24 protein-coding genes are annotated in these 21174 nt (G+C 46.3%); 19 read left to right on the forward strand and 5 right to left on the reverse strand.

Translation table 11 applies throughout. From position 1 onward, the window contains the following. Positions 1 to 3 precede the first annotated feature (3 nt). The 13 genes from ACJJIM_RS04305 to ACJJIM_RS04365 all read left to right on the forward strand — a co-directional run bounded on the left by ACJJIM_RS04305 (position 4) and on the right by ACJJIM_RS04365 (position 8288). Positions 4 to 486: a hypothetical protein gene (locus ACJJIM_RS04305; RefSeq protein WP_444912496.1), complete on the forward strand. Its 483-nt coding sequence runs from the start codon at positions 4 to 6 to the stop codon at positions 484 to 486. Between the two features lie 112 nt (positions 487 to 598). Beyond that, on the forward strand, positions 599 to 1036 hold the full coding sequence (locus ACJJIM_RS04310; protein WP_444912497.1) for a hypothetical protein: 438 nt from the start codon (positions 599 to 601) through the stop codon (positions 1034 to 1036). A gap of 97 nt (positions 1037 to 1133) precedes the next feature. After that, positions 1134 to 1520, forward strand: coding sequence for an Imm50 family immunity protein (locus ACJJIM_RS04315; protein ID WP_444912498.1), 387 nt, complete (start codon positions 1134 to 1136; stop codon positions 1518 to 1520). Positions 1521 to 1626: 106 nt separating this feature from the next. Then, the gene (locus tag ACJJIM_RS04320) at positions 1627 to 1893 is read left to right on the forward strand and encodes a hypothetical protein (protein WP_444912499.1); all 267 of its coding nucleotides are present in this window, start codon (positions 1627 to 1629) and stop codon (positions 1891 to 1893) included. 99 nt (positions 1894 to 1992) lie between these two features. Next, entirely contained in the window at positions 1993 to 2385 is a 393-nt protein-coding gene (locus tag ACJJIM_RS04325) for a hypothetical protein (protein ID WP_444912500.1), read from the forward strand. A gap of 126 nt (positions 2386 to 2511) precedes the next feature. Continuing rightward, complete coding sequence (locus ACJJIM_RS04330; protein WP_444912501.1) at positions 2512 to 2934, forward strand: hypothetical protein; 423 nt, start codon at positions 2512 to 2514, stop codon at positions 2932 to 2934. Positions 2935 to 3198: 264 nt separating this feature from the next. Beyond that, positions 3199 to 3549: a hypothetical protein gene (locus ACJJIM_RS04335; RefSeq protein WP_444912502.1), complete on the forward strand. Its 351-nt coding sequence runs from the start codon at positions 3199 to 3201 to the stop codon at positions 3547 to 3549. Between the two features lie 61 nt (positions 3550 to 3610). Then, complete coding sequence (locus ACJJIM_RS04340; protein WP_444912503.1) at positions 3611 to 3955, forward strand: lipocalin family protein; 345 nt, start codon at positions 3611 to 3613, stop codon at positions 3953 to 3955. Positions 3956 to 4076: 121 nt separating this feature from the next. After that, complete coding sequence (locus ACJJIM_RS04345; RefSeq protein ID WP_444912504.1) at positions 4077 to 4415, forward strand: energy transducer TonB; 339 nt, start codon at positions 4077 to 4079, stop codon at positions 4413 to 4415. Positions 4416 to 4858: 443 nt separating this feature from the next. Further along, positions 4859 to 5374: a ClbS/DfsB family four-helix bundle protein gene (locus tag ACJJIM_RS04350; protein ID WP_444912505.1), complete on the forward strand. Its 516-nt coding sequence runs from the start codon at positions 4859 to 4861 to the stop codon at positions 5372 to 5374. A gap of 71 nt (positions 5375 to 5445) precedes the next feature. Beyond that, a complete protein-coding gene (locus ACJJIM_RS04355) occupies positions 5446 to 5730 on the forward strand; it encodes a hypothetical protein (RefSeq protein ID WP_413664936.1) in 285 nt (94 codons plus the stop codon). Between the two features lie 1151 nt (positions 5731 to 6881). Continuing rightward, the gene (locus tag ACJJIM_RS04360; protein WP_444898084.1) at positions 6882 to 7376 is read left to right on the forward strand and encodes a DoxX family protein; all 495 of its coding nucleotides are present in this window, start codon (positions 6882 to 6884) and stop codon (positions 7374 to 7376) included. A gap of 564 nt (positions 7377 to 7940) precedes the next feature. Next, positions 7941 to 8288 (forward strand): hypothetical protein, encoded by a 348-nt coding sequence (locus tag ACJJIM_RS04365; protein ID WP_444898083.1) that lies wholly within the window; start codon positions 7941 to 7943, stop codon positions 8286 to 8288. 378 nt (positions 8289 to 8666) lie between these two features. On the opposite strand, the gene ACJJIM_RS04370 is transcribed toward ACJJIM_RS04365, so the two are convergent. Both ACJJIM_RS04370 and ACJJIM_RS04375 read right to left on the reverse strand, forming a co-directional pair. Beyond that, positions 8667 to 9602, reverse strand: a complete 936-nt coding sequence (locus ACJJIM_RS04370) for a TauD/TfdA family dioxygenase (protein ID WP_444912506.1) — start codon at positions 9600 to 9602, stop codon at positions 8667 to 8669. After that, positions 9595 to 10365 (reverse strand): class I SAM-dependent methyltransferase, encoded by a 771-nt coding sequence (locus tag ACJJIM_RS04375; RefSeq protein WP_444898081.1) that lies wholly within the window; start codon positions 10363 to 10365, stop codon positions 9595 to 9597. Before ACJJIM_RS04375 ends, ACJJIM_RS04370 begins: the two co-directional genes overlap by 8 nt. Positions 10366 to 11038: 673 nt before the next feature. On the opposite strand from ACJJIM_RS04375, the gene pcaB reads away from it, so the two are divergent. Together pcaB and ACJJIM_RS04385 are read left to right on the forward strand one after the other, a co-directional pair. Continuing rightward, positions 11039 to 12388, forward strand: coding sequence for a 3-carboxy-cis,cis-muconate cycloisomerase (gene pcaB, locus ACJJIM_RS04380; RefSeq protein ID WP_444912507.1), 1350 nt, complete (start codon positions 11039 to 11041; stop codon positions 12386 to 12388). Positions 12389 to 12710: 322 nt separating this feature from the next. Further along, positions 12711 to 13451 (forward strand): carbon-nitrogen hydrolase family protein, encoded by a 741-nt coding sequence (locus ACJJIM_RS04385; RefSeq protein ID WP_444912508.1) that lies wholly within the window; start codon positions 12711 to 12713, stop codon positions 13449 to 13451. A 39-nt stretch (positions 13452 to 13490) separates the two neighbouring features. On the opposite strand, the gene ACJJIM_RS04390 is transcribed toward ACJJIM_RS04385, so the two are convergent. The 3 genes from ACJJIM_RS04390 to ACJJIM_RS04400 form a co-directional block, all read right to left on the reverse strand. Beyond that, complete coding sequence (locus tag ACJJIM_RS04390; RefSeq protein WP_444912509.1) at positions 13491 to 14543, reverse strand: NAD(P)H-dependent flavin oxidoreductase; 1053 nt, start codon at positions 14541 to 14543, stop codon at positions 13491 to 13493. 130 nt (positions 14544 to 14673) lie between these two features. Continuing rightward, positions 14674 to 15411, reverse strand: coding sequence for a TIGR04219 family outer membrane beta-barrel protein (locus tag ACJJIM_RS04395; protein ID WP_282931864.1), 738 nt, complete (start codon positions 15409 to 15411; stop codon positions 14674 to 14676). 162 nt (positions 15412 to 15573) lie between these two features. Beyond that, entirely contained in the window at positions 15574 to 16446 is an 873-nt protein-coding gene (locus ACJJIM_RS04400; protein WP_282931865.1) for a LysR family transcriptional regulator, read from the reverse strand. A gap of 197 nt (positions 16447 to 16643) precedes the next feature. Here ACJJIM_RS04400 and leuC point away from each other — a divergent pair, with 197 nt between their 5' ends. From leuC to asd, 4 genes are all read left to right on the forward strand, one after another. Continuing rightward, a complete protein-coding gene (gene leuC, locus ACJJIM_RS04405) occupies positions 16644 to 18092 on the forward strand; it encodes a 3-isopropylmalate dehydratase large subunit (protein WP_444912510.1) in 1449 nt (482 codons plus the stop codon). After that, the gene (leuD, locus tag ACJJIM_RS04410) at positions 18092 to 18739 is read left to right on the forward strand and encodes a 3-isopropylmalate dehydratase small subunit (RefSeq protein ID WP_444912511.1); all 648 of its coding nucleotides are present in this window, start codon (positions 18092 to 18094) and stop codon (positions 18737 to 18739) included. Before leuC ends, leuD begins: the two co-directional genes overlap by 1 nt. A gap of 30 nt (positions 18740 to 18769) precedes the next feature. Next, a complete protein-coding gene (gene leuB / locus ACJJIM_RS04415; RefSeq protein WP_444908428.1) occupies positions 18770 to 19828 on the forward strand; it encodes a 3-isopropylmalate dehydrogenase in 1059 nt (352 codons plus the stop codon). A 99-nt stretch (positions 19829 to 19927) separates the two neighbouring features. Beyond that, the gene (asd, locus tag ACJJIM_RS04420) at positions 19928 to 21043 is read left to right on the forward strand and encodes an aspartate-semialdehyde dehydrogenase (RefSeq protein ID WP_413664948.1); all 1116 of its coding nucleotides are present in this window, start codon (positions 19928 to 19930) and stop codon (positions 21041 to 21043) included. Positions 21044 to 21174: the final 131 nt, after the last annotated feature.

Here is a 21174-nt window from a genome sequence, read left to right on the forward strand (position 1 = left end):
AGCATGAAGCAGGTCGCTGAAAGCGAATGGGTTCGAGGTCATTACGACCATAGTTTAGTTTTGCCTTTTAGCTGGGAACAGCTTGAAAGAATGCTTGGTTTTATATTTCAAGATTGTGAAGAAGATGGATTAGGGCTAACGAAAATAGCAGGCGCGAAACTTGGATCTGGTAAGCAAATCAGCTTTGAGCATGTATTACTTGAAAATAAAGACGAGACTATTGTTTATTCGATATTCAATCCCGAACCTGATTATGAAGCGCTGTCAGAAATGCTCTATGAATTGAAAGTGAGTTCTGAAACAATTGTTTGGGAATCTCCATTTATTCGGCATAAGCAATACAAACTGTGTCGTATCGATGACAATGATAACCAATTTTTGGTTGGTACTTACCGCTGGGAATCTGATGCAAAACTAAAAATGGATGCTTTGACTAAGCACCCTCACAAACAAAACTGCTGGATAGAATTGGTTCAAAGTGCATAACAAGTTGATGCTGTTTGTTCCAGCCCTACGGGCCTCCACCGAACAGTCCACACTTTGCGCAACCTGCCGCAGATCAAGGCGTTAATCATAGAAGTGAGTGAATTAGAAAAAAATGGAAAATAAGATAAGCAAAAAGAATATAATCCTAGTAACCGCAGCTACCGCAATAGGTTCTGCCTTAGGAAGTTTTGCCGCCAAAGATCTATTTAAAGAAAATGTAGATCAGAATGATCGCCTAAAGAAAGTAGCCGAAGAGACAAATAAGCTGTTGCCGATGATCATAGATTCAGAAACGCGCCTAGACAGCACTGTCGGCTTAAATAACACATTCACATATATTTATACGCTTACCAATTACTCGTTTGATGAAATTGATGCATCTGTTCTAGAACAGAATCTGTCTCCAAAAGTACTTAATAATTACTGCTCATCTTCGGATTTGAAGCAATTTGTAGATCACGGAGTTACCGTAAATTTCAGATACCTTGGAAAATCCGGCAAGCAAATCCTCAATCTTTCTCATCAACCTTCAGATTGTAAAAATGGTTAACAAAGCCAGGCACGGGCCTTCGGCACTCCGCAGGACAACCTACGCGTTGCTTCGGCTGCCCTTGCTAACGGCATTATGTAATCCATAGAGTGATCATATGTGGTTAGACTATCTTAATTCAAGAGAGGCACTAGACAGGATCTTTCAAGACCAGGTATTCGGAGAAGTTGTAGAGCTTATACGGATGTCATTTGAAGATCGAGATGTCAAAATCGAGTTTGATCTTCGTGAATGGCCAGGGAACGCCCCAAGAAAGTGGAGCGATCAGAAATTTAATACAGTTCAAGTAACAATTGTTCTGGGAGCCTGTACAGAGATTCACATGAAAGATTGGGGGTCAGAGAATATCGGCGAATTTAGAGTAAAAGAAATTAAGGGAAGTGATCTATATTCGTTCAAATTTGTATCTGCCTCTGGTGCATATTTTAGCTGCGTTTGCGATGTTTTGTTCTTTACAAAGGTTTCGGCGTATCAAAATGCATAACAAGCAGCAGCACGAATGCCCGGCAAAAGGCGCAGGGCAGGACGGCCTACATTACGCTTCGCTTTATTTCGGTCGGCCGTGTGCTGGGCGTTAAGTGTCAATTCATATGGAATACTTGAATAAGGATGATATTTTCGAACTAATAGATTCCTTGAGTAGTGATGTTGTTAGCTTTGATAGAGTGCGTCCACATAATAAAGGTGAAATTAGAAAATCAGCCTCAATGGATAGAAGAGAGCTTAAAGAGTTTATCGCTGGGGCAATTGAAGAGGAGCATCAACCTGGTGGTGATATTGAAATATTTATTCCATCAATCAATAAAATTTTAGTTGGGCAACATGACGGAGTTTATTGGCTTGAGAGCAACACTTAACAAGTTGCTGAAGTGCACTCCAGCCGCAAAAGGCGCGGCTCACGCGGGACAGCCAAATCTTTGGTTTGTCTGTCCCTTAGCAAAGCGTTAAATTCCACCATGAACGAACCACGAATAAAAACGGCAAATAAAAGTAATGGGTCCATATTCCTGGCGATAGCAATTGTTGGCGCTTTGCATTTTTTCTTGTTGGGTCAACTTTATACACATGTAGGCCCACAAGAAGCAGGAAAATTTATTGGAGGGGTGGTACTTCTGTTAATATCTTTCTTCTCAATACTGGTCGCAATCAACAATTTCAGATTTAAAGTATTTAAGTGTCCAAATTGCCGATTGCGTATAGGGAAGATAGAGCCACATGGAAAAGTCCCTGGAGATCCGATTTACCAATATTGTTATTGTTGTAATACTTTGTGGCTGGTAGGTAAGGTTCCTGGGCGCATACTGGCCGCCGGTGCAGATGCCTCCGATTCAGGCGCCGGCGGAGAATAAATTTAACAATGCGCTGCAGGCCGACGTCTAACTTTGTGCACTTTATGCGCGGTCGCTACGCTCCCATTTTTGCACATAAAGCGCCCAAAGTTAGCCTCGGCTCAGCGCGGCGTTAGCCTCTAAGCCATGAATAAATTCTTAGTAGTCTTAGCTCTATTGATATACTCACCAAGTGGGCTGGCAAGCTGCTGGATTGAATATACGAAGAAAACATTATCTGAAAGAATAGAAGAGTCGAATTTTATCTTTCGTGGAGAGGTTCAATATCGAAAGGCTATCGTATCGCAAGAAAAGGGGCATGAAGAAAGAATAGAGTCTATTGAAGTTCTATTTGATAAGGTCGAAGATCTTAATGGAAATAGGATTGAAAAAATCTATCTAAAGCTTGATACAGTCTGTACGTGCAAATACGACTTTCAAGTCGGGGTAAGATATGTGGTTATCGGAGATAAGTCAGGCGCTCGGATTTCGGTTCAGAATTGTAATAATATCCTTACGGAGCAAATCTATGAGTTGCATCAGAAGTTCGAGCTTGGTGGCAAAGGCTAACAAGTAGGTGATGTTCGTTCCAGCCTCTGCGTGGCTTCCATATGCCGCTTATGACTATGCCCACTCATATAATAAGAACACGAAGATCAAGCCAGTGAAGATCGAGTTCCCTGAGCCTTACTGCAAAATAGAGGGAAGTTCTGCTGTAGTAGTTTACGGCAACTATATCGATAAGCTGTTTCTTTTGAAGAAAAATGGTATTTTAAAAGCTCGTGGGGACTTTCAGTAAAAAAGCTAACAAGCAATGGCAGCATTGTCTAGACTATGAAAGATAAACGAGCCATATTTGCGACAGTTGAACTCTGGTATTGCGAACACAAAGGCATTCTGTTCGCAATCTTGGTTACGCTAGGAATTGGAGTGCTCTTCCTATATGTCGGTTTTCCTAAAAGCACTGAGCTTGTTTCAGGTGTCGCGCATGCTCAGGTTTATGATGGCAGCCAAACTGGAAATGAGCCTAAGCTCTTGGTCAAATTAGCTAACGGCAACTTGGCTCATGTGGGGGTAAGCTCTCCTGGCCAAGTAAAAATAGGCTCAGAGCTGTGCCTATACAAAAAGACAAGTCATGCAGGTACAGTATATTTTTCAATTAAGGCAGTAGGCAAATGCATATAATAAAATTAGACATGTGACGTTTGCTACGCGGCCGCACATACTAAAGGTGTTAAGGTTCTCCATGAATAAGCTCGTCACTCTAATATTACTAAGTAGCAATACTTGCTTAGCTCAGGATCTAGTAGGCACCTGGGAGGATAGGAGTGGGGACATATTTGGTGGTGAGTCAGGCTGGGACGAGTGTGAGTTTAGATATGACAACACTTTTAAGTGTACAAACTATCCAAAACTAGGCTGTTTGGTTTTACCTTTTGAAGGAGCTTGGGAGTTAATAGGTAACACTCTCATTCTTCGCATGGATGGTTCTTATATGGTAAAGGCTCATATTGCCGAGATTGATAAGGATTTCTTTAGAAGGCTGGTAGAAAATGGCAATAAATTTACGTTTAGCAGGCAAAAGCCTTAACAAGGCAATGTAGCTGACGTTTTATTTTGTGCGTTTTTTATACCGTTGCTGCGCTCCAATATGTATGTTAAATGTTTACTAAGCAAGCCGCCGCTGATCTTAACGTTGTGAGAATAAGAACATGAAGAGCATTCCAATAATATTCACTCTCACTATTTCTCTCATGTTCGGAATTGCGTCGGCAACAATAATTTATGTAAAGCCAAATTATCCTTTAGAGGCACTTAAAAATTGTATAGAGGGTTGGGTAGAGTTCGAAGTGACGGTAATGCCTGGTGGTTTTTTTGAAAATGTTAAAATCATAGATTCTTATCCTGAAGGCGTATTTGATGAGGCAGCTAGAAAAGCTCTTATGAAATACAAGTTAGTGCCTAGGGAATTAATTGGTGTAACTGCCCCAGTTCATGGCGTGAGGCTCAAAATAAGCTACAATATGGACGGCGAGTGTATACGGAAATAACAATCACAGGCAGCGAGTTTACGGCCCTATGGGTCTCCGCAAGGTGTTAAGTGGTACAAGGGGAGCAAATGAAATCATTCATAATTAATTTTTTCGGCCTAGTCGGATCTTGGTATATGATCGATCTTACTTCCGAAAATTTTCTTAACTCAGTTTTTTCCCGATAGTATTTACTGGCGTCCTAATCTCCAGTGTACTGTGGTTAGCTGTAAAGTTTGGAATAACCCAGAACTTTAGCTTTAGCTTTAGCTCTGGCGCTTACCTTGGCAGTGATGATATAGGAGGTTTTGGTGGAGATGGCGGTGCCGTGATGGTGGGTGTAAATCACTGAACAAGCACATATTATTTGCCGCTATCGCGGTCGAATGGCTTACGCCACGCTTCACCCACTGCAAGTGCGAATGTTATGTAAATACTCTGTAATCGAGTAACCATTGATAGCTATGTCTTCAATTTCGAAAAATAAAGAAGAATTAATCTCCTCGATTGAAAATTCTTATGAAAATTTATTTGCTGATTATATGGGAGTCCCCAAGGAGCTTTCGAGAGAGATTGGTGTCGAAGGTAATATAAAAAATACAGAAATAAGCGTTTCTGATACTATTTCATACCTGATCGGTTGGGGAAATCTTGTCCTAAAGTGGCATGAGCTTAGGGCAAATAATCTTGAAGTAGATTTTCCAAAAAAAGGTTACAGGTGGAATGAGCTTGGGAGGCTAGCGCAGCACTTTCATGCATCCTATAAGGATTGGTCTTATAAACAGTTGCTGACAGAATTCCAGTTTACAATACAAAAAATACTGAAGCTTGTAGACTCGTTGAGCAATGATGAACTTTATGGACACAGTTGGTATAAAAGTTACACCCTTGGGAGGATGATCCAGTTTAATACTTCATCTCCAATGAAAAATATCCGCACAAAGGTGCGCAGGTTTAAAAAGCAAAATAATATCAAGTGAATTCATACAACCTGTAAACCCAGATGACGCCTAAGAAGTACCTAATTTAAGCGTTTTGTTCGAGGTGAAGAATGAACAGTGAAACAAAAAATGTACTGCTAAGTGCATATACAGCTATAGGGCTTCCTATATCAGGTATTTTGCTTTTTTTTGCATATATTCTTACAGACAAGGCAGTGCCTAGCGTTCAAGATTATGTAATTGCTACGATATGTGTATTTGTTAGCTTAAGTAGTATTTATCTATATAAGAAATTGAGCGCTAGAGAATCTGACCCACCGTTAACTATTCGTACTGCGATTAATGGTGTTTTGTATATTGTAGCAGTAATAGTAATTACAAGTATCATATGGTAATCCTCCTACACAACAAGGGGTTCCAGTCGACACCCAAAGCTACGTACTTTTGAGTGTAAGGTTGCTGCGCTCCCCTTAATACACAGGTGGCGCTTCGCTCCTGGCGAGCCTGAATCCGCCATTATGAGCTAAACCAGCTATGTTTAAGCATGTTCTAAAATTTTTATTTTTAGCGCTTTGTGGCGAATGTATGGCCTCTGCCCACCTAAAAATACTTAAGTAACACGAGTAAATGCTGACTTGCTGTCTATTAAGTTGGAAAAATAGATTCTGGAAGTGTTAATACTTTTCTATATCAGCTTGAGTTTGCTAACAAACTCGAAAGTTGCTTAGCGGGACGGGTTCAAACCTTTCTATTGCTTGATAAAAAGAAAATTTCAAGCTCTTCTATGGATTATAAAGTCGGCAGTGAGCAACCCAGTGTTTTACTTCATATGCCCGCATCGGGTTATTATACGGCGATAACTATCCAGTATTGCTGCTCAGAGGGAGTATCCCCCAGCTGTAAACAATCACTCTCAATCAGTTCGGTCATTGGGATTACATCGCAGTGAGAGGCCCTCATAGCAAATGACTATGGTTGCTCGTCAATTTTTTAAGCCATACTTTTATCCCGGTAGGTGTTATTTTTCACGATCGTATTTAGGGGGGGGAGTCTGCTTTCTCCGTGCGCAAATAAACTCTAATTCGAGTCTTTCTGTAGACTCTGCTAATATTCTTTGAGATTGAGAGGCGTCCTTAATGACTTAATGAAATTTATATTGGTGACACTAAAGAATTGGCCTGTAGATCTTACATGAATATCGAGTTATTTATTACCGGTATCAATTCCGATATTGATCAGTTGAGGTTCCATGCGATAAGCTATCTCTACCTTGCTATTTGGGCTTGAGATACACATAACTATCTTAGTTGTGCCTTGCGGATATCTGTCACGTTCGTACTCTTTAATGGTCTATATAAACTAATCGGTTTAGCAATGAACTGTGACTAACAAGGTCTTCGGTGGCCACCGAAGATGGCTCCCAATTTACCCGTTAGCGAAAAGTACTTTCAATATCAGAATCGGGCAAGAACAACCACACAAGGCGCTGTCACCGGCTCCAGCGCGAATGCGTCTCTGTGGGTGAGCTTAGCGTTATGAGAAAACTATGGTAACTCCAATAATTATTCTTTTACTGTTGTCTAGTCCCTTAGGTATCTCTTTTATTTATTCAAAGTTTAGCGGCATGCCTCTGAATGTTAAAAAGTACGCCTATTGGGGATTGGGAATAACCTTCATATTCTTCTGCGTTGGGCACTTTGTTAAAACGGAGGGCATGGTGGAAATGTTACCGTCTTGGGTTCCTTTTCGCCTAGCGATAATCTATCTCACTGGATTGATTGAGCTATTGATAGGTATTGCTCTTTTTGTGCCAAGATATCAACTCCATGCTGCATGGCTTGCTATTGTAGTTTTCATTATTTTCTTTCCTGCAAATATTTATGCGGCATTAAACGGTATTGGTCTTGGCGGGCATCAATGGGGGCCTGTTTATTTGTTATTACGTGCGCCACTGCAAATCATACTAATTGCGTGGGCATATTTTTTGTGTGCGAAAGGTCATAACAATTTAAAGCTGTCGACCACTAATTCAGTCGGCTGATTGGGGTGTTGTGTGTAAGGTCTGCCCAAGCTTTAGTAAATCAAATCAAATCTGACAGACGTGCTAACGCACACATGTGTTTGAATTGTTATATTTTTAAAAGGTCGGATGAAATATAGAGCATTATTTGCGTTAGGTTTTTTTGTTGGGTGTGTAGTTCCGATTTCTTGGTGGGTTGTGATTTTTACTCAACTGAGTGGTTTGATAAAATCAATCATATTGGTTGTCGCTGCTTTGATAATGATAACTTCGATGTTTATTTCAAGTAAGGAAATTGACGAACCGTTTCGATTTAGTAAAATTTACAAAAGCAGATGGAAGCCCAAGCTTAAATGTTTTCAACATTTTGGTGTTTTATCACTAGGAATCAATACTCCTATATTCATGTGGGTTGTTTTTTCAATTATTTGGAGTAAAGCATAACAAATTGCTGAATCCTATGTTCTGCTCGCTTTGTGCTGTAGACCAAAGCAGCTTTACCATGGTGATGGCCTGAGTAAAGCGTTGCGCTTATGAGTAGGTCTATGCTACAACTCAGATATGTGTAATCGAGAGGAATAAAAGATGATGAGTTCTTTGGAAGTGGCAGAGTATTATTTCAAACTCTCAAACGAAAGTAACTTTGATGAAATCACAAAGCTATTTTGTGAAAGCTCCACATTCAGGTCAGGAAAAGGAGATCTATTCTTAGGTGTGAATGACATTATGTCTATGCAGAGGCTTCATCATGGTATGTTTTCAAAGCTTGAGTGGGAAGTATGCAGTGTTACAGAAACCAAACCCGGGATAGTTCATTTCAATTTTAACTTTACAGGTGAAACACATGCTGGAGAAAAAGTAGAGTATTCCGGCTTGGAAGATGTGGTTGTATATGGCGGTAAAATTCAGCACGTTCAAATACAGCGTTTGTGATACCTTGTAGCTCCATATCAGCAAGTGCTGCATGCAGGGGTAAAAATCAGGCAAGGGAAGCCATGTAAGTTAAAACAAGAAGCTTTGAAAAGCTGGCCTAGTTTTGCCCAAAAAATCCTCCAACTTCATAAGTCCGGTGTTTGAGGTGTTAATAAAATGACTAGCCTGCCTATAGTAGGTATCCGGTATCGTTAGGTTTAATTGGAAGTTAATTGAAATTTTTGCGGGGAAATCTTTCACCCGTTAAAGCTGGAGAAGTGTTTAAAGTACTTCTCCAGTTTTTCTTAGGCTACCAATCAGCATTTCGCAAATTATTAGCTCACAAAGTGATGGCGTTCTGCTAAAGAGTATATGGTTTATGGGTTGATTAGATGGAGCCTAATCAATCCATACCCTGGTATAAACCCGCTTCTGATCCGGAGTATCAATAAATCCATCCCGATCATGTAGGACTTTGGTGTTGTCAACGAAGACCATATCTCCAGAGTTCATGTAGAAGCTTAATGTATTCTCCGCACTGTTTAATTCCTTATCTAGTATATCCAGAGCCTTAAGTACTTCTTTTGATAAAGGCTGGTTCACGCGTTGATGGCCTTTCTCAATCCAGTACCGCATATAACGAATACTGAGCTTTTCGTTTGAATATTCGAAAATAGGAAAACAGTTCTCAAGTATGCTTTTTATGTTTTTGTCACTGCCTGGAGTAACTAAATCCCTAATATAGTTGTTGTACAGGATCTCTAGTTTTTGTGGGGCAGTTTTTCGTAAGTTTTCATGAACTTGAGCCGCAGAGACGATTTTCGATTTTCCACCCTCAACTGCCGGAGTAAGGCAGCATAATCCAAGTATCGTTGGTTGTACGGTACGTTGTGAGCTATCAGTATGAACGCCAGTGGGTGCATTTGTCTGAGATACAGGAATAGCTTCGCTAGTGTAGTCTTTTCCTGTGTCGAGAATCCCATAAAGCCGGCCATAAGTATCTATAGTATTGCCCATTGCCAGGCTAAGCTTTAGAAATAGTAGGTTAAGCGTTGGCTTGCTTAATGATTCCTCGCCCTGTATCCATGCCACACCACTACCATGTTCTATTTCATGTTTTATCTGGTTGGCAAGCTGGTCGAACTCAGGTGTGGCAACTGATTCTTGGATCAGATTATCAATCGGGTTGTTTTGTTGTTTGGCCCAGCTCTCCAAAGCCTCGACTTCAGATTTCCAGTTTGAAGGCCACAGAAACTTCCAGTTGGAAGTTGCGGTCATATCATTAGCAGTCCAGGCTTGAGCTTGAACTACTTCACTTGGGGCTAAGTTAGTCATTTACTTGCACCTTAAATAATACGTGTAGTGGATAGCCGGCTAGTGGTGAGAAAAAATCTGGATCTAGGTCGAGGTGCTCTTGAGTCACTGAGAGTTCTTGAACGGTTGGCAGGGATTTAAAACCAGCTTGTGCCAGAGCTTCAAAATAGTGTGAAAAATTTTTATGCACGCATCGTACTGAAACTGGCTTGCCGTCTCTGCGCCATATTTTTCCTTCAAATGTTTGATCTATACCATCTAAATAAGTCATGTTGCCGTGTTGAAAGTAGAATGGAGGAACTTCTTCCCTCATGAACGGAAGGCAAGGGTGAGGCACTGTAAAAATAAAGGTACCCCCTTTATTTAGTAGATTCTTGACCTTGCTTATCACTTTTGTCATTTCTTCTATGGTTAGATAGTTGAAAAGAAATACAGCGATAGCATGGTCAAATTTATCTCTAGGGAATTCTGTAAATGTAACGGCATTTCCAACTGCATATTCTGCTTTCGTCAAGTTTCCAGCAGAAGCCGTTTTCTTTGCCTGGGAAATCATCTCTGAGGAAGAGTCAACACCAAAGATTGAACCTGCTCCCTTATCAAGTAGCATCCTGGATACATAGCCTTCACCGCAGCCCATATCCAATATGTTTTTCCCGGAGATATCTCCGATTGCCTCCAAAACTTTGGGGCGAGCGGTGAAATCACTGAGTAGGATTTTCTCCGAGCGGTTCCAGCTGTGAGCTTGTTTGTTATAGATGGTTTCAGTTGATAGTGGTAAGTTCATCCCGAACTGCTCCTTCAATTTTAGGGATAAAGTATGCTATGCAGTGGTGTGTGTATTAGTGTTTACTACATGGCTGGTGAAATTTTAGGTATTTGCGGCTTTAATTATTTAAGTTTAATTGCTGTTTTGATAAGGCTAGCATTTTAAATATATAAAGTTAGTCATTACCAGGAAATCCACTTGGTGTTTTGTTGTATTCTGCAGCTTGTTTTGCGTGGGCATGCTGGCAGTTTTTTATTGTTTGATTTTGTTGCTTGGTTGAGTATGCAAAGCTGGAGGAGGATCCTCAAAGTCTTTTTGTTGAGATAGAATATTCATAGCTCATATTTTATTTATATTTTTCATGCCGGCTCAGGTTAGCAGTACTGTTATTTTTAGAATTGATATATGTCAAATAAAACTTATTTTTTGGGGTTGAATTTAATGGATTAAATTCGCCTTAAGAAGCTGTTTGGGTAGGGGGTGATGTAATCAGGAGTTATGTTTTAGCTTGTTGTATTCAATTCTCTTAGGTTGGATTGCTGTGCCTGATTAACGGCGCCTCTAGTTCCCCATATTCTTGGCGTCTCGATACTTAGGTTAATTTTTTAGGATATCTCTTCCTTGGCTAATCTGATGTTATTGTGGTTTTGATTCTGCTGGCGTCTAGGCATCTTGTTGAGCGTGATTTGATATGAGAGCAACCGCGATTGATTCGGTCGTTTTTTGCGATATTTTTAGTACTTCAGCAATGCGGAAGATTTTCTCGGATGAACAGCGTGTTCAGCGCTATCTCGATGTTGAAGCGGCGCTGGCCAAAGTACAGGCCCGGTTAAAAATAATCCCTGCAGAGGCTGCAGAGGACATTACTCAACACTGTGACGCCAAGCAGATAGATTTTGTAAAGCTTAAGGAGCAAACGGAGCTGATTGGTTATCCAGTGCTGGGTGTTGTAGAGCAGCTAGTGGCACTGTGTAGTCGAGATTTAGGTCAGTGGTGTCATTGGGGGGCTACTACTCAAGATATTACGGATACGGCAACCGTCTTACAGAATAGGGCGGCGCTTGAAATTGTTGAGACGGAGGTCAATGGGATAGCAGATGCTTTAGCGAGCCTGGCCAAGCGTTTCAGGGATACGCCTATGGTTGGGCGCAGCAATCTTCAACAAGCGGTACCTATAACGTTCGGCTACAAGGCGGCTGTTTGGTTGGCTGGTATTCATCGCCATCAAATGCGCTTAAAAGAGATAAAGTCTCGGGCGTTTGTAGGGGAATTTGGTGGTGCGGCGGGTAATCTTTCTTCCCTGGGGTATCAGGGGCTAGAAGTTCAAAGAGGAATCATGCAGGAACTCGATCTCGGAGTCCCTTGTATCGCCTGGCATACGATGAGAGATCGCGTTACCGAAGTGGCTTGTCTATTGGGGCTGATTACTGGCACCTTGGGAAAAATAGCCCTCGATATAAAACTAATGGCACAGACAGAAGTCGGGGAGGTGGCGGAGCCTCTTATATCTGGCCGGGGAGCGTCTAGTACAATGCCCCAAAAACACAATCCTCTATCAGCAGTTCTTATCAGCGGTACTGTCCCAGTGGTTAGACAGCAGGTTGCCTCTTTGCTGGAAGCGATGGTTGAAGACCATGAGCGGGCTACGGGCCCGTGGGAAATAGAGTGGATTGTTCTGCCGGAAATATTCTGTCTTACCGCATCGGTATTATCCCAGGCACGTTTTGCGCTAGAAGGACTTCAGGTATTTCCAGAAAAAATGATGCGAAATTTGGAAATGACTGGCGGTTTAGTGCTCTCTGAGGCTGTAATGATGGGACTGGGACCTAAACTGGGGCGTGAGAATGCCCACGATTTGGTTTACCAGATTTGCTGCCAGGCAATGGAGACGGGTCGTCCTTTTTCTGACTTGTTAAAGGAAGATAAGAAGGTGTCAGGGGCTCTCTCTGATGCGGAGTTAGATCAGCTTCTTGACCCTCATAACTATCTTGGATCATGCGGGGAGATGGTTGATGCAACGCTTGCTGGAAATGAGCGCTGACTCAGTAACCTGCCGTTTCCCAATTGTTAGTGCTAGCTGCCGTGGATTGATTCTTGTGTCCGCTGCTCTAAATGCAAACTCTCTAAGATTAGAGTCTAAATATTTATCTTGGCTGGTTGTTATTTTTTCAGTCAACTATTTTATTTTTAAATAGATACCTGAAGAAAATGTAAGTTATTTATTTAAAGATAGGGATTCTATAGCTGGAAGAAACTTAAAAATTAACACAATCAAGAATCGATGCTTATTACTTGTGGTGCAACATATACAATGATTTAGTCGATTCATGTTGTATTTAAATGGTGATCTGAAGGGTGGGGTGATGGGCAAGTTTAAATTAGCATTGGCACAGTTGCCGTCAGTGAAAGGAAATATTGAACGCAATATTGAGTCACATATCCATGCTGTAAAAGTCGCAGTAAGGAAAAAGGCCTCTATTGTGGTGTTTCCCGAACTTTCATTAACTGGATATGAGCCGGATCTGGCTGAACAATTAGCGCTTAAGATCGACGATCCACAGTTAAGCCCTCTAGCTGACTTGGCAGCTGACTGTGGTGTTTGGCTAGTTGTGGGTGTGCCTATTCGTCAGAAGGATGGTATTGCGATCGGTTCGCTCGTATTTTCTCCTCAGGGTGAGATTTCTGTTTATTTGAAAATACATTTGCACCCAGGAGAAGAAAAATGGTTCGTTCCCGGATCTGAATATCTATCACTGAACATCGAAGGTGAGACCGTAGCTCTGGCTATTTGTGCAGATGTGTGTAACCCAGGTCATGTTGCCACCTATGAAAAGCAGGGGGCTTCAGTTTATGTGGCAGGGGTATTGATTACTCCGATGGGATACCCGGAGGATAGTCAACAGTTGGCAAATTATGCTTTAGAGCACAATTTATTGGTGGCTATTGCGAACTTTAATCAGCCGACGGGTGGTTATTCCACAGCCGGCTGTAGTGCAGCTTGGGGCCCCGAAGGTGAGATTGTCAGTGCGAGTGATACAGCCAGCCAACTAGTTTGCGTTGAGCGCGATGATGAAGGGTGGTGTTCGGAGATTGTATCTCTTTAATTGTGCAGCTCTATAAATGGTAGTTGCCAATAGCTCCCTTCATTTACTCGCTTCCAGCTCTGCTACTAAAGCTGTCACCAATCCGGCTGCGGGCAGGGCTCGTGCGAGAGGGGCTCCTTGTCCGGCCCATTGAACGGCATATTCGTCATTGCCCGCTTTTGTAGCTGCCTGAGCCAGGGCTTTGCCCGCGGAGTAAGCGATCGGGTAATCCGGCAGAGGAGGAGCGCCCTTACTTAGCGCTTTATAGAATTGGTTGCTGATACCGCGAGCGGGGCGCCCGGAAATATTGGCGGTGATCTCTGTGTGCTGTGCGCGCTCACTTTGTAAGGCGCTGCGGTAGCTGTCGGAGGCCGCAGATTCCGGACAGAGGACAAATGCGGTTCCCATTTGCACGGCACTAGCCCCGAGAGATAGTGCAGCGCGAATGCCAGCGCCATCCATAATGCCACCCGCAGCAACGATTGGTAGGCTGCTGTGGCAACACAGCAATCGCACCAAGGCCAGAGTTCCAATTTCCTGGTCGCCCTCTGGGTGGAAGACCCCCCTATGCCCACCAGCTTCAATACCTTGGGCAATTAAAACATCGATACCAGCATCCTCAGCAAGTTTGGCTTCTTGAGGGGAAGTTGCTGTGGCCATCAAGATAATCCCTGCACCTTTTAGTGCGGCGATAAACTCTTCTGACGGTAGGCCAAAGTGGAAGCTGACAACCGGTGGCTTTTGCTCGAGCAAAACTTCCAGCATGGCCTTATTGCCGATAAATGTTGAGTAGGGTTCATTGATCAGCTTGGGAACCGGTGCATCGAAGGCGGCAAAATGTGGGGCGAGATGGGAAAGCCAGGCTTGCTCCCGTTGGGGATCTTTTGTTGGGGGCTGGTGGCAAAAGAGGTTTACATTGAAGGGGTGCTCGGTCTGGTCGTGAGTACAACGAATTTCATCTGCGGCTTTTTCTACTGAGCAGGCGCCAAGTCCAAGTGAGCCGAGTCCTCCTGCATTGGATACAGCGGCGGCGAGAGCGGGTGTGGATACCCCGGCCATGGGTGCTGCAAAAATGGGATGGGAAATTCCGAGCTTTTCGAGTAATGGATTCATGGCCCTACCTGTGAGTTGCGCTCCCCTTCTGGGCCACCTTAGTGCAGATTGTGCGAGGTAGCTATACCTCGCAGGCGTTACTGCTGCAAAAGTTTTTGGGGAGCGCGAACAGCAATCCTAGGTGGATTGCTTACAGGTGCAGGTTGAAACCGATGTATGGTCCTTTGATTTCAATATCGCTCTGCAAGTCGTCGAGCTCTTCCAGGTCGAGAGTCATTACGCGGTAACCAGCTTCGATAGCAAAGTCGACAGCCGGTACAAAATCCCAGCGCACTTTAGCTGTCAGGTCGGTATGGGTATCGCCACGGTAGGCCGTTGCATTGCCTTGGGCAATTACAGACCAGCCGGTAAATGGAAGATCAAAGCGCGCCATGCCATAGGCCATTGGCAGGTAGCCCGTGAGGTCGACAGTCTCTGCCTGGGTATCGCTCACTGCGGTAAATTCACCGTCATACATACGCGCAGTTAAACCGACATCCAGGTTTACCCAGTTGTCCAAAATTTCGTAGTAAAGGGTGGCGTCGGTATGGGTGAGGTTCAGATCTGTGCGGATTTCTGAATTGGCAGTGAAGGTTTCATCATCAAAAGTAACGGAGGTGGCCAGGGTATCGTCACCGTCGGTATCGATATTACTGTGGGCCAGAAGCACATTGGGCACCAGGGGAATGGGGTGTTCCAGGGCAACCTGCAGGAAGGTAATGTTATCTTCCGAGAGGGACAGGTTATCCAGCTTGTATTCGTCGGTACCGATATTACCGCTATAGCCTGGCAGCCATGCGCCGGCAGTAGCATCAAGGCCGAGGATAGTATCTGCGCTTGCGGTGCCGCAGGCGAGGAGGGTACTCAAGGCAAGTGCGGATTTCTTCATTGACTTCACTCCGTGATGAATTTGTCGCGGAGTTTACAGATAAATTTTTCCCGTGCCGTGGCTAAGTTGCACATTTTTACAAATCTTTAACGTTTTGCACTGGTAAAAATGGTGCGTTTGGGTATTGCCTGTTAGTAAATTGGTCGCTTTTTTCCTGCCTCACTAAATAGCTGCTTCGAACAACATCTGTTGTAGCGCGCTGGCGGGATTGCTCAATGTTCGTCCCCGGTGACTGATCACGCCAAGGTTTCGCAGTACTTGCAGCTTTTTGACTGGCAGCACAGCCAGGCTGCTGTCCACCAATGTGTGGGGCAGAACACTCCAGCCGAGACCGACACAGGCCATCATCTTAATGGTTTCCAGATAGTTGGTTGCCAGCTTCGCGGTGAGTTTTAACCCCTGGGCATCAAACTCTCTTTTGATCAGGCGCCCGGTATAGGTATTCATATCCGGAAGTATGGCGGGATAGTTGGCGAGGTCGGTGAGTTCCAGTTCCGGCAGCTTTGCCAGGGGGTGATCTGGGGCCGCCACCACAACACAGGGGTCGGGCCAGATCACTTCGGCATTCAGGTGCGGATACTCCTTAAGTGCCAGGGTGACCACGGCCAATTCATATTTGGCGGCCATCAGGGCTTCGTAAGCTTGTTCCGAGTCGACAAAATCGATGTCCAAGGCAACCTGTGGGTAGCGGAAACTGAACTCTTTCAGCACCGGGGGTAGGTGATGCAGACCTACGTGGTGGCTGGTGGCGATACGCAAGCTGCCGCTGACCGAATTGCTCAATGCGCGGAGTTCTCGTTCGGTGTCGCTGATTTCATTAAGTATATGGCGAGCGCGGGGTAGCAGGGCGCGGCCGGCATCGGTGAGCTGCAATCGCCGTCCGATGCGGTCAAACAGCGGGGAGCCCAGTTGCTGCTCCAGGGCAGCCAGGCGCTTACTCATGGCGGGCTGGGTCAGGTGTAGCAGCTCGGCGCCTTCGGATACCGAGCCCTGTTCGGCGATTGCCAGAAATGCCCGCAGCCACTGTAGTTCCAAGCTGTTTCCCCTGAAGTGGTTTGTCGATAAAGGCCCCGATTGAGCCTCTGTATAAATGGCCGAGACGCCAGAAGATGGATCTTACCCCAGTTTGGCTTTCGAATTCCATTTAGGAATACTTTAGATAATAAATATAAATTGGTGTTATTTGGTGGGTCTGGGTAGACTCAGGCTCTTAACTAATGAGAGGAATGGCTGTGGCAGGGCAAACACTCTACGACAAACTCTGGCAGGACCACCTGATCAAGAACTGTGATGATGGCTCCTCACTTATCTATATCGACCGCCACCTGATTCACGAGGTGACCTCCCCCCAGGCGTTTGAAGGCCTGCGTCTGGCTGGTCGCAAACCTTGGCGCAAGGATTCGCTAGTCGCCACTCCCGACCACAATGTGCCTTCCGAGGCGGCCGAGCGCGCCGCTGGCGTCAGTGGTATTCGTGATGATATCTCCCGAATCCAGGTACAGACCCTGGATGAAAACTGCCGTGACTTTGATGTAGTCCAGTTCGGCATCAATGAGCCGGGGCAGGGTATTGTGCATGTGATCGGGCCTGAGACAGGTGCGACACTGCCGGGTATGACGGTGGTTTGTGGCGACTCACATACCTCGACCCACGGGGCGCTCGGCGCCTTGGCCCACGGTATTGGCACTTCTGAGGTGGAGCATGTGATGGCTACCCAGTGCCTTACCCAGAAGAAAATGAAGAATATGCTGGTTCGCGTCGACGGCCAGCTGCGCCCGGGTGTCACGGCAAAAGATGTGGTGCTGGCGATCATTGGCAAAATCGGTACTGCTGGCGGTACCGGTTTTGCGATTGAATTCGGTGGCGAAGTGATGCGCAACATGTCCATGGAAGGCCGTATGACCGTGTGCAATATGGCCATTGAAGGCGGTGCTCGCGCGGGGATGGTGGCGGTAGACCAGATCACTCTCGATTACGTGAAAGGCAAGCCCTACGCGCCGAAAGACGAAATGTGGGATCGGGCAGTTGAGGCCTGGAGCCACTTGCACTCCGATGACGATGCGGTATTTGACGAAGTCGTGGTATTGATCGGTGAGGATATTGAGCCGCAGGTCAGCTGGGGCACTTCCCCTGAGATGGTGGCGCCGATCAGCGCCCAGGTGCCTACTCCCAGTGACGAGAGCGATGCCACCAAGCGTACGGGCATGGAGCGAGCGCTGGAATATATGGGGTTGAACGCCGGGCAGAATATCAGTGATATCAAACTGGATCGCGTATTTATCGGCTCCTGCACCAACTCCCGGATTGAAGATCTTCGCGCAGCAGCAGAAGTTGCCAAGGGCCGTTACAAGGCGGATAGCGTCAAGCAGGTGCTGATTGTTCCGGGCTCCCAGGCCGTAAAAGCCCAGGCTGAGCGCGAGGGGTTACACGAGATTTTTGTTGAAGCCGGTTTTGAGTGGCGCGAACCGTCCTGTTCCATGTGTCTGGCGATGAATGCGGACAAGCTGGGGGCGGGAGAGCACTGTGCTTCCACCTCCAACCGCAACTTTGAAGGGCGCCAGGGTTACGGTGGCCGCACGCATCTGGTGAGTCCCAGTATGGCAGCAGCGGCTGCAATTGCCGGCCACTTTGTCGATGTGCGAGAGATGGCACCGGTACAGCTGGAAGAGGAGATGGTTTGATGAAAGCGTTTACCCAGCACGAAGGTCTCGTGGTACCGATGGATCGGGCCAATGTGGATACCGACCTGATCATCCCCAAGCAGTTTTTGAAATCCATTAAGCGCTCTGGCTTTGGCCCGAACCTGTTTGATGAGTTGCGCTATCTGGATGAGGGGGTTCCCGGGCAGGACTGTTCTGGCCGTCCGCTCAATCTGGACTTTCCCCTTAATTTCCCCCGCTACCAAGGTGGCTCAGTGCTGATTGCACGGGAGAATTTTGGCTGCGGTTCCAGCCGTGAGCACGCACCCTGGGCACTGGAAGATCACGGCTTCCGCGCAATTATCGCGCCCAGCTTTGCCGATATCTTTTTCAACAACTGTTTTAAAAATGGTCTTTTGCCAATTGTCCTGGCGGAAGATGTAGTGCACCAGTTGTTTGAGGAAACACACGGGCAGGAGGGTTATGCGCTCACCATCGACCTGGAACAGCAGCATGTGCGCAAGCCCTGTGGCGAGCTGATTCCATTTGAAGTGGATGTCTTCTACAAGCACTGTTTGCTAAATGGTCTCGATCATATCGGTCTGACCCTGGAGCACGCCGATGATATTCGCGCTTATGAGCAGGCGCGCCGAGAGAAAGCCCCCTGGCTTTTTGATGCGGTTCAGTAATTAAAGGAAATTCCTGTGACGAAAAAAGTAATGATTCTGCCGGGTGACGGCATTGGTCCGGAAATTGTTGAACAGGCCATGGCGGTGCTGGAAGTTGCATCGGGAAAATTCAATCTGGGGCTCAGTTTTGAGCAGGGGCTGATTGGTGGCTCGTCTATCGATGCCCACGGTGAGCCTCTGACCGACGCAACGCTGAAGGCGGCGGGTGACTGCGATGCGGTGCTGCTCGGTGCGGTAGGCGGCCCCCAGTGGGATACCCTGGAGCGGGAAATTCGCCCGGAAAAAGGCCTGTTAAAAATTCGCAGCGGCCTGGGCCTCTACGCGAATCTGCGCCCGGCGATTCTCTACCCACAACTGGCCGATGCCTCTTCGTTAAAGCCTGAAGTGGTTGCCGGCTTGGATATTCTGATTGTGCGCGAATTGACCGGCGGCATTTACTTTGGTGAGCCGCGCGGTATCAAGACCCTGGAAAATGGTGAGCGCCAAGGCTTTAACACCTACGTGTACAGCGAATCAGAAATTGAACGCATTGCCCGCTCTGCCTTTGAGGCGGCACAAAAGCGCAATGGCAAACTCTGTTCTGTAGACAAAGCCAATGTACTGGAAGTGACAGTGCTCTGGCGCGAGGTATTGGATCGTCTGGCTCCGGAATACCCTGATGTAGAGCTGTCCCATATGTACGTGGACAACGCGGCGATGCAATTGGTGCGGGCGCCCAAGCAGTTTGATGTAATGGTAACCGGTAATATGTTCGGCGATATCCTTTCCGATGCTGCCGCCATGCTTACCGGTTCCATTGGTATGTTGCCCTCCGCCTCCTTGAACGAAAGCGGTTTTGGTCTTTACGAGCCGTGCCATGGCTCCGCTCCGGATATTGCTGGCCAGGGTATCGCCAACCCGCTGGCGACTATTTTGTCTGCTGCCATGATGTTGCGCTATTCCCTCGATATGAATGAGGCCGCAGATGCGATTGAAGCAGCAGTGAGCAAGGTGTTGGAGCAGGGTTTGCGCACTGCCGATATTTATACCGACGGCTGCCAGAAAGTCTCTACCGCAGAGATGGGCGCTGCCGTTGTAGCCGCACTTTAAGTTTCGATTCCACAAGTTTCGAAACCGCAATTTTCGATTCCACTATCGCGCCGCTTTCCCGGCGGCGCACTTTGACCACCTCACATACAGGACACCGCAATGCAAAAAATAGGTTTTATCGGCTGGCGCGGCATGGTCGGCTCGGTATTACTGGAGCGCATGCGAGCAGAGGATGACTTTGCCCATATCGCCGACCCGGTTTTTTTCTCAACTTCCAACGCCGGAGGCACGGCGCCGGACATCGGCAGGCCCCTGCCGCCACTGGGCGATGCTTACGATATTGATGCACTGATCCAGCTGGATGCGATTGTCAGCTGTCAGGGTGGCGATTACACCAAGGAAGTTTTTACCCGCTTGCGCGAGGCCGGTTGGCAGGGTTACTGGATTGATGCGGCTTCCAGCCTGCGAATGCAGGACGATGCTGTGATCGTGCTGGACCCGGTTAATCGCGATGTGATTGATCGCGCAATTGATGCCGGACAGAAAAACTTTATCGGTGGCAACTGCACAGTGAGCCTGATGTTGATGGCTCTGGGTGGACTGTTTAAGGCGGGCATGGTCGAGTGGGTTACCGCCATGACTTACCAGGCGGCCAGCGGTGCCGGTGCGCGCAATATGCGCGAGTTGATTTCGCAGATGGGTGCGCTGCGCGATGGTGTGGCAACAGAGCTGGCCGACCCCGCCAGCGCCATTCTGGAGATTGACCGCAAAGTAGCAGCAGATATGCGCTCAGCAGAATTCCCCACGGCAGAATTTGGCGCGCCACTGGCAGGCAGTTTGTTGCCCTGGATCGATACCCAGTTGGAGAATGGCCAGAGCCGCGAAGAGTGGAAGGCGCAAGTTGAAGCAAACAAGATTTTACAGACCGAAAACCCGATTCCGGTGGACGGCACTTGTGTACGTATCGGTGCCATGCGCTGCCACAGCCAGGCTTTCACCATAAAATTGAAAAAAGATTTGCCACTTGCCGACATTGAACAATTGTTAAATGGTGCCAACGACTGGGTAAATGTGGTGCCCAATGAGCGTGAGGCTACGGTGCAGAACCTGACGCCAACAGCAGTTACCGGAAAGTTGGATATTCCTGTTGGTCGACTGCGTAAATTGAGCGTTGGTCCAGAGTACTTAAACGCCTTTACTGTAGGGGATCAGCTGCTTTGGGGCGCCGCAGAACCCCTGCGCAGAATCCTGCTGATTTTACTCGGCAAACTGTAACTGGTACGAACCTGAGTAAGTCCTCTACTAAGAGTGGAAATAGGCCACTTTAGTGGAGGACTTTTTGCCAAGCTGTGAACTTCTTCGCGTAAAAAACGGCTACTGTTTGTCATAGCGCCTTTTTCGAATTT

This window comes from Microbulbifer maximicatervae (SeqCode) (assembly GCF_052467615.1).

Bases quoted from the DNA above. Each gene is read 5' to 3' on its own strand.
- ACJJIM_RS04305 (WP_444912496.1), top strand. From the start codon at position 4: ATGAAGCAGGTCGCTGAAAGCGAATGGGTTCGAGGTCATTACGACCAT.
- ACJJIM_RS04310 (WP_444912497.1), top strand. From the start codon at position 599: ATGGAAAATAAGATAAGCAAAAAGAATATAATCCTAGTAACCGCAGCT.
- ACJJIM_RS04315 (WP_444912498.1), top strand. From the start codon at position 1,134: ATGTGGTTAGACTATCTTAATTCAAGAGAGGCACTAGACAGGATCTTT.
- ACJJIM_RS04320 (WP_444912499.1), top strand. From the start codon at position 1,627: ATGGAATACTTGAATAAGGATGATATTTTCGAACTAATAGATTCCTTG.
- ACJJIM_RS04325 (WP_444912500.1), top strand. From the start codon at position 1,993: ATGAACGAACCACGAATAAAAACGGCAAATAAAAGTAATGGGTCCATA.
- ACJJIM_RS04330 (WP_444912501.1), top strand. From the start codon at position 2,512: ATGAATAAATTCTTAGTAGTCTTAGCTCTATTGATATACTCACCAAGT.
- ACJJIM_RS04335 (WP_444912502.1), top strand. From the start codon at position 3,199: ATGAAAGATAAACGAGCCATATTTGCGACAGTTGAACTCTGGTATTGC.
- ACJJIM_RS04340 (WP_444912503.1), top strand. From the start codon at position 3,611: ATGAATAAGCTCGTCACTCTAATATTACTAAGTAGCAATACTTGCTTA.
- ACJJIM_RS04345 (WP_444912504.1), top strand. From the start codon at position 4,077: ATGAAGAGCATTCCAATAATATTCACTCTCACTATTTCTCTCATGTTC.
- ACJJIM_RS04350 (WP_444912505.1), top strand. From the start codon at position 4,859: ATGTCTTCAATTTCGAAAAATAAAGAAGAATTAATCTCCTCGATTGAA.
- ACJJIM_RS04355 (WP_413664936.1), top strand. From the start codon at position 5,446: ATGAACAGTGAAACAAAAAATGTACTGCTAAGTGCATATACAGCTATA.
- ACJJIM_RS04360 (WP_444898084.1), top strand. From the start codon at position 6,882: ATGGTAACTCCAATAATTATTCTTTTACTGTTGTCTAGTCCCTTAGGT.
- ACJJIM_RS04365 (WP_444898083.1), top strand. From the start codon at position 7,941: ATGATGAGTTCTTTGGAAGTGGCAGAGTATTATTTCAAACTCTCAAAC.
- ACJJIM_RS04370 (WP_444912506.1), bottom strand. From the start codon at position 9,602: ATGACTAACTTAGCCCCAAGTGAAGTAGTTCAAGCTCAAGCCTGGACT.
- ACJJIM_RS04375 (WP_444898081.1), bottom strand. From the start codon at position 10,365: ATGAACTTACCACTATCAACTGAAACCATCTATAACAAACAAGCTCAC.
- pcaB (WP_444912507.1), top strand. From the start codon at position 11,039: ATGAGAGCAACCGCGATTGATTCGGTCGTTTTTTGCGATATTTTTAGT.
- ACJJIM_RS04385 (WP_444912508.1), top strand. From the start codon at position 12,711: ATGGGCAAGTTTAAATTAGCATTGGCACAGTTGCCGTCAGTGAAAGGA.
- ACJJIM_RS04390 (WP_444912509.1), bottom strand. From the start codon at position 14,543: ATGAATCCATTACTCGAAAAGCTCGGAATTTCCCATCCCATTTTTGCA.
- ACJJIM_RS04395 (WP_282931864.1), bottom strand. From the start codon at position 15,411: ATGAAGAAATCCGCACTTGCCTTGAGTACCCTCCTCGCCTGCGGCACC.
- leuD (WP_444912511.1), top strand. From the start codon at position 18,092: ATGAAAGCGTTTACCCAGCACGAAGGTCTCGTGGTACCGATGGATCGG.
- leuB (WP_444908428.1), top strand. From the start codon at position 18,770: ATGATTCTGCCGGGTGACGGCATTGGTCCGGAAATTGTTGAACAGGCC.
- asd (WP_413664948.1), top strand. From the start codon at position 19,928: ATGCAAAAAATAGGTTTTATCGGCTGGCGCGGCATGGTCGGCTCGGTA.